At 75.4% G+C, this 6,952-nt stretch carries 6 protein-coding genes; 1 reads left to right on the plus strand and 5 read right to left on the minus strand.

What is annotated here, in order from left to right:
• Window positions 1–1,013: phytoene desaturase family protein (gene crtI / locus VK640_13950; GenBank protein HTE74284.1), on the minus strand; the 1,013-nt coding region annotated here is incomplete at its 3' end.
• A 75-nt stretch (window positions 1,014–1,088) separates the two neighbouring features.
• On the opposite strand from crtI, the gene VK640_13955 reads away from it, so the two are divergent.
• Entirely contained in the window at window positions 1,089–2,615 is a 1,527-nt protein-coding gene (locus tag VK640_13955) for a molybdopterin-dependent oxidoreductase (protein ID HTE74285.1), read from the plus strand.
• Between the two features lie 23 nt (window positions 2,616–2,638).
• On the opposite strand, the gene VK640_13960 is transcribed toward VK640_13955, so the two are convergent.
• The 4 genes from VK640_13960 to VK640_13975 all read right to left on the minus strand — a co-directional run.
• Window positions 2,639–3,595: an LLM class flavin-dependent oxidoreductase gene (locus tag VK640_13960; GenBank protein HTE74286.1), complete on the minus strand. Its 957-nt coding sequence runs from the start codon at window positions 3,593–3,595 to the stop codon at window positions 2,639–2,641.
• The gene (locus VK640_13965) at window positions 3,592–4,731 is read right to left on the minus strand and encodes a glycosyltransferase family 2 protein (GenBank protein HTE74287.1); all 1,140 of its coding nucleotides are present in this window, start codon (window positions 4,729–4,731) and stop codon (window positions 3,592–3,594) included. Before VK640_13965 ends, VK640_13960 begins: the two co-directional genes overlap by 4 nt.
• Window positions 4,728–5,525, minus strand: a complete 798-nt coding sequence (locus tag VK640_13970) for a carotenoid biosynthesis protein (GenBank protein HTE74288.1) — start codon at window positions 5,523–5,525, stop codon at window positions 4,728–4,730. Before VK640_13970 ends, VK640_13965 begins: the two co-directional genes overlap by 4 nt.
• Window positions 5,522–6,952 (minus strand): NAD(P)/FAD-dependent oxidoreductase (locus tag VK640_13975; GenBank protein ID HTE74289.1); only part of this gene is annotated, 1,431 nt, incomplete at its 5' end. The genes VK640_13975 and VK640_13970, both read right to left, overlap by 4 nt.

The following is a 6,952-nucleotide window of genomic DNA, read 5'->3' on the forward strand; positions in this document are numbered from 1 at the left end:
AGCACGGTGTGATGGGCCAGCTCGGGCGTGCGCCCACGGACCGCAAGCAGCAGCACGAACCCCGACAGCGACGGCGTCGCGCGGGCCAGCCGGCGCCGGGCCGAGGCCGCCACCGTGCGCTGCACCAGGTCGCCGTAGAGATGCGTCGCGTCGGCGTCCGACACGACGACGTCGGCCGCGATCCGCTGGCCGTCGGCCAGCTCGACTCCCGCGGCCCGGCCGCCCTCGACCAGCACCCCGGTCACCTCGGTGCCGGTCCGCACGTCCACGCCGCGCAGCAGCGCGCGCTCGTGCACCGCGTCCGCCAGCCGGCGGATGCCGCCCGACACGTGCCACGCGCCGAAGGTCTGCTCGACGTAGGGAACCACGGCCAGTGCCGCGGGCGCCCGCCGCGGGTCGGACCCGGTGTAGGTCGCGTAGCGGTCGAGCAGCATCCGCAGCCGCGGGTCGCGCAGGTGCTTGCGGCCGATGGCACGCAGCGACGACCACGGCGCGACCGTGCGGACGTCGGACGTACGTCGCGCGAGCCGGAGCAGGTCGCGAGGGCCCTCCAGGGGCGACTCGAGGAAGGGACCGCGCGTGACCTGCCAGACCTGGTGCGCCCGGTCGAGGAAGCCCGCCCAGTCCTCGCCCGCGCCGGATCCCAGGGCGGCGTCCATCGCCGCGACGGTCCGGGCGCGCGACGCGTTGGGCACGTCGAGCCACACCGGCCCGCCGTCGCCGACCCCGTTCAGCCCCGGGAAGCGGTAGCGGAACGCCGGGTCGACCTCGACCAGGTCGAGCGAGTCCTCGATCGGCCGGCCGGTCTTGACGAACAGGTCGCGGTAGACGGCGGGCAGCGTCAGCAGTGATGGGCCGGTGTCGAACACGAAGCCGTCCCGCTCGACGGTGCCGACCTTGCCCCCGACGCGGTCCGACTGCTCGCACACGACGACGTCGTGGCCGGCGGTGGCCAGCCGGGCGGCGACTGCGAGCCCGCCCATCCCGGCTCCGACGACGACGACCCGGGCCACGCCGTGACCTTACGGCCCGCTGACCGGCCCGCGAGTCACCGGCGGCCCGGCCCCTGCGGCCGTACGGTGAGGGACGTGGGCCGCACCCGCACGCTGCTCGGCGCCCTGGCCGGGCTGGTCGCCGCCGGCGTCGCGCTGGGCGTCGCCGAGCTGGTGGCGGCGCTGCTGCGCCCGGAGGCGTCGCCGGTGGTCGCGATCGGGGGCAGCGTCATCGACGCCACCCCGGCCTGGCTCAAGGACTGGGCGGTCACGACGTTCGGGACGAACGACAAGCCGGTCCTGGTCGGGTCGATCCTCGTCGTGCTCGTGCTGCTCGCTCTCGTCACCGGCGCCGTGACCGTGCGACGCCAGGGCGCCGGGCTGGCGGGCGTGGCCGCCCTGGGTCTGGTCGGCGCCGCCGCGGCGGCGACCCGCCCGGAGGGCAGGTTCCTCGACCCGCTGCCGTCGGTCGCGGGAGCCGCGGCCGGGGCCATCGCGCTCGTCCTCCTGCTGCGCCCGCTCACCGACCACGACCCGGACGCGCCGCTCGCCGACGAGAGCCGCCGCCAGGTGCTCGTCGGGCTGCTGGCGGCCGGCTCGGTCGCCGTGGTCGCCGGGACCTTCGGCCGGCTGGTCACCCGCCGTCGCGAGGGTGTGACGGCGAGCCGGGCCGCGGTGCGGCTCCCGGCGCCGGTTGCGGCGGCGGAGCCGCTGCCGCGGGCCACCGAGCTGCCGGTGGGCGGCCTCTCGCCCTTCACGACGCCGAACGACGACTTCTACCGGATCGACACCGCGCTGGTCGTCCCGCAGGTGCGCACCGAGGACTGGGAGCTGCGGGTCCACGGGATGGTGGACCGCGAGCTGCGGCTGTCCTGGCGCGACCTGCTGGCCCGCGACCTGGTCGAGTCCGACATCACCCTCACCTGCGTCTCGAACGAGGTCGGCGGGTCGTACGTCGGCAACGCGCGCTGGCTGGGTGCCCGGCTCGCGGACCTGCTGACCGAGGCCGGCGTGCGCGCCGACCCCGACATGATCCTGTCGCGCTCCGCGGACGGGATGACGATCGGCACCCCGACCTCCGTGGTCATGGACGGCCGGGACGCCCTGCTCGCGGTCGGGATGAACGGTGAGCCGCTCCCGGTGCTGCACGGGTTCCCGTGCCGGATGGTGGTGCCGGGTCTCTACGGCTACGTGTCGGCCACCAAGTGGCTGGTCGACCTCGAGCTCACCCGCTTCGACCGCGCCAAGGCCTACTGGACCGAGCGCGGCTGGGCCGAGAAGGGGCCGATCCGCACGATGTCGCGGATCGACACCCCGCGGACGTTCGACCGGGTCGCGGCCGGCCGGGTCGCGGTCGCGGGGGTCGCGTGGGCGCAGCACCGCGGGATCGAGGCGGTCGAGGTGCGGGTCGACAGCGGCCCGTGGCAGCAGGCCCGGCTCGCCGACGTGCCGTCGGCGGACACCTGGCGGCAGTGGGTCTGGTCGTGGGACGCCCGGCCCGGTGCGCACACCCTCGAGGTGCGCGCGACCGACGCCGACGGCATGACGCAGCCGGAGCGGCAGCGCGACCCGTTCCCGTCCGGCGCCACCGGCTGGCACGCCGTGACGGTGCGGGTCGGCTAGCGGTCCTCGACAGGGGCTGGGGGCTAGCGACGGGCCAGGGCCAGCACGTCGTCGACCTGCGCGCGCCCGATCTCGACCTCGGGGGCCGGGAAGAGGCCGATGCTGTGCGCGCCGGCCTCCTCGAGGAGGGTCAGGTGGGCCGCGGCGTCGTCGAGCGTGCCGACCGGGCCGATCTCCAGCCACCAGTCGTCGGGCATCGCCATGATCCCGTCGAGACCCTTGTCCCGGTGCAGGGCGATGAGGTCGTCGGCGAAGGGCATCGCCATCACACCCGCGTTGGGCGCGTCGAGGACGTCGCCGAGCCAGGGCGCCATGGTGCGCCGCGCGGTGTCGCGGTCGCGGTCCACGCACAGCGGTGCGAACACCGCGACGTGGAACGGGTCCGGGTGTCCGGCCTGCTCGAGCGCGAGCCGGACGTACGTCGGCGAGGCGGGCTCCGCGAGCACGACGCCGCCGGCCACCCGGCCGGCGAGCGCCAGCGACTTCGGGCCGCGGACCCCGGCCAGGACGGGCGGTGGGTCGACCGGTGCCTGGTCGAGCGCCACGTCGCGCAGCTGCACCTCGCGGCCCTCCATCGACACCGTCTCGCCGGCGAGCAACCGGGTGACCGCGGTGATGACCTCGTCGAGCGTCGTGAGAGGCGACGGGGTGCGGGCACCCATCTGCGCCATCCACTCCTGCACGCCGTGCCCGATGCCGGGCAGGACCCGCCCCGGCCCGAGCCCACACAGGGTCGCGATCTCCATGGCGGTCACTGCGGCGTTGCGCGCGACGGCCGGCAGGATGCCCAGCCCGACCTGCAGCCGGTCGGTCACGGCGAGCGCAGCCGCGGCGAGGCTGACGCCGCCGGTGTAGAAGCAGTCCTCGATCAGCCACAGCTGGTCGGCGCCGCCCTCGTCGAGCCGTCTGGCCATCTCGGTCAGGAGCGACGGCGGGTAGGTGCGCTGGAAGCACATGCCGGTGGCGGCGCGAGAGGTCACGGCTCCGACCGTAGCCCCGCGACCCGACGCCCCCGTGCCCGCAGCGTGCCGGCCCGGTGGCCCCGCACCGAGCTCGCGACCAGCCAGCCGAAGGTCGCCACCGACGCGGGGTGGGCCAGCGCGTCCGGCCAGACCCGGCTGCCCACGCGACGGCCGACGAGCACCCGGCCGAGCACCGCGGCGACGTACCCCACGAGGCCGGTGCGCGAGCCGCGGAGGGCGGCGAGCGGCGGGAGGACGTACGTCGCCGCGAGCCCCCCGGTGACGGCCACCGCGCCGCTGGTCGAGCCGAACGCCGACCACAGCGACTTCGCGTAGCCGTCGCGCAGGTCAGGCCAGCCGTCGTACATCCGGCAGGCCGCGAGGCCGGTCCCGTCGGCCACGGTGCCGCGACCGCCGTTGCGCTTGACCGCGCGGAGCAGTGCGACGTCCTCGAGCATCTCGGCGCGGACCGCGCGGTGACCGCCGGCCCGGCGGTAGGCGGCCGCGTCGACGACCACGAGCTGGCCGTTGGCCGCGGCGAGAGACTCGCGGGGCGACCGCTCGGCGAGGCGGAGCGGCAGCGTCGTCAGCCAGGACCACTGGAGCAGCGGCTGGACCAGCCGCTCGGCCGGCGACCCCGCGACCTGGCGCGGGTAGGGCGACACGAGGTCGAGGGCGGCCCACCGCAGCAGGGCGACCGACGAGGCCACGGCGTGCGGCTCGAGCACCACGTCGGCGTCGACGAAGACGAGCACCTCGGCGCCGGCGTCCCGCGCGGCGTCGGCGAGCTGTTGGCAGGCCCACGGCTTGCCCCACCACCCGGCCGGGAGCCCGTCGCCGGTGAGCACCCGCAGACGGTCGTCACCTGCTGCTGCGCGACGTACGACCTCGGCCGTGCCGTCCTGCGACCCGTCGTCGAGCACCAGGACGGTGAGGTCGCGCACGCCGCGCTGGCCCAGGACCGACCGGACGCACGGTGCGACCCGCGCCGCCTCGTCGCGGACCGGCAGCAGGACGGCGACCCGCTCGGCCACCGGCGGCGGATCGGGCGGGGGGACGCGGAGCCGGCGGAGGTTCCAGGCCGCGTGGGCGGTGCCGGCGACGGCCAGCGCGGTGCCGGCCGCGGTGAGCGCGTCGAACGCGCGGCTCCTCATGCGCGGGACTGCCACAGCGACCACAAGTAGGGCACGACGACCACGCCGAGCGCGATGCCGCCGACAAGGGCGACCGAGTCGGTGCCGAACCAGTAGAGGTTGCCGACGACGTAGCCGACCCAGGTCCAGGCGAGCAGCGCTGCCGGGACGGCCTCGTCCACCCGCTGCCGGGGGGCCGGCCGGGGGAGTGCCGCCGAGAGCACCAGCATGAGCAGCGTGCCGACGACGAACCAGCCGGCGAAGTTCGTGAGCGGGATGCCGTGCACACCAGGCAGCGATGGTGTCGGGTCGGCCCACCGCCAGTGCCCGTCGCCGACCATCTGTGGGTCGAGGCAGATGTCCCACGCCATCAGCCCGTAGCCGCCGACGAGCGGCACCCAGCGACGGGTCAGCCGGCGGGCCGCGAGGAAGACCGGGTAGCTCATCATCGTCCAGGCGAGCGGCACCACGACCGGCACGTCGAAGAGCTCCGGACCGAGCGAGTCGCTGTAGGAGTAGCGCCCGAACGGCAGGCTGTTGTGCACGCCGACCACCTCGGCCGCGAATCCCGCGCCGGCGGTGATGACCAGCAGGCCGAAGGCCCACGCCGAGCCACGACTGACGACGGCGTGCGCGACGCAGGCGCCGGCGAAGGTCACCACAGTGGCGACCGTGACGCGGTCGCGAGCCGCTCCGTCGACCAGCGGGTAGGCGATCTGCAGCCCCACTGTGGCGGCTGCCAGCAGCCACGGCAGCGGGCGGACCCATGCGCCGGGGCGGCGTCGGCCACGGACGGCGTAGGACACGGTGGTCACCGCCACCGCCGGCGGGCCGCCGTCATCGCGACGCGCGCAGCCGTCCGGCCCGACGCGCCGAAGACGCCGCCACCCGGGTGCGTCGATGCGCCGGTGAGGAAGAGGCCGCGCACCGGCGTACGGTAACCGGCCAGCTCGGGGAGCGGCCGGTAGCTGAACATCGAGTCCAGGCCCATCTCGACGTGCATGACGTTGCCGCGGCGCAGCCCGAGCTCGCGCTCCAGGTCGAGCGGCGTCTGCACGTGCACCTGGTCGATCACGTCGGTGAAGCCGGGCGCTGCCCGCTCGACCTGCGCGACGATCCGCTCGCCCTCGCGGGCACGGATGTCGTCCCAGCGCTCGCCGGTGGACAGGTCGTAGGGGTGCCACTGCGCCCACGCGGTCACCACGTGCTTGCCCGGCGGCGCGATCGACGGGTCGAGGGCGGTGGGTGTCATGACGAGGACGGCCGGCTCCTCCGGGGTGCGGCCCGCGACGAAGTCGCCGTGCGCGCTGCGAAGGAACGTGCGGCTCGGCGCGAGGAGCTGCATCGAGGCGTACGTCGCACCGGCGCTGTCGTCTGCAGCCGCCGGGTAGCGGGGGAGTGCCGTGGTGGCGAGGCGGACCACCATGCCGATGCCGTTGCCGACCCGGACGGCCGTGGTGGCCCGGCGGAGCAGTGCCTCGTCGGCGAGCAGCTCGAGGGTCGTGAGGACGTGGCAGCCCGCGACGACGGTTCGGGCGGTGAGGTGGTCACCGGACTCGGTGGTGATGCCGGTGACCCGGTCGCCGCTGCGGGTGATGGCTGCCGCACCGTCGCCGAGCCGGACTCGGCCGCCGAGACGCCGCAGCCGCTCGGCGAGGGCTGCGGTGAGGGCGCCGGAGCCTCCGACGGCGCGGCCGGGCGGGAGCCTGTGCATCAGCGCGTTCCAGCCGACGAGGTCTGCGGTCGCGACCTCGTGGGTCGGTGGGCCGGACTGCGCGCCGAGCCACGACAGCGCGGTCTTGAGCCGCTCGTCGGTGAAGTGCTCGTCGAGCAGCTGGTCGGCCGGCTGCAGGAACTGCCGCGACATCTCGAGACCGCCGACGCTGGCCGCCTTGCCGGCGCCCCACAGGTGGCGGCCGAGCCGGCCGGCGGTGGGCACGTCCTGGAAGGCGGCGAAGACGGCCTCGTTGCGGGCGGCCCAGTCGGTGACGAACGCGCGGTAGGCGTCGGCGTCCATCGCGCCGCAGAGTGCCGCGATGGACTCGCACGTCCTGTCGAGGTCGACATGGAAGCTGATGGCTCGCTGCTCGCCGGTGCTCGGGTCGCCGAACGGCGCGAAGCCCCAGGGGTCCATGTCGAGGTAGGTCAGGCCGCACTCGTCCAGGCGCAGGTCCTCGACGATGCCCGTGTGCCGCACCATGATGTGCGCGCTCGACCCGCGGTCGACCAGGTAGCCCGGCCA

The sequence above is a fragment of the Actinomycetes bacterium genome (assembly GCA_035489715.1).
Lineage (GTDB): Bacteria > Actinomycetota > Actinomycetes > JACCUZ01 > JACCUZ01 > DATHAP01.

Excerpts from the sequence above, each read along its gene's own strand:
- VK640_13965 (HTE74287.1), bottom strand. The coding sequence starts at position 4,731 with ATGAGGAGCCGCGCGTTCGACGCGCTCACCGCGGCCGGCACCGCGCTG.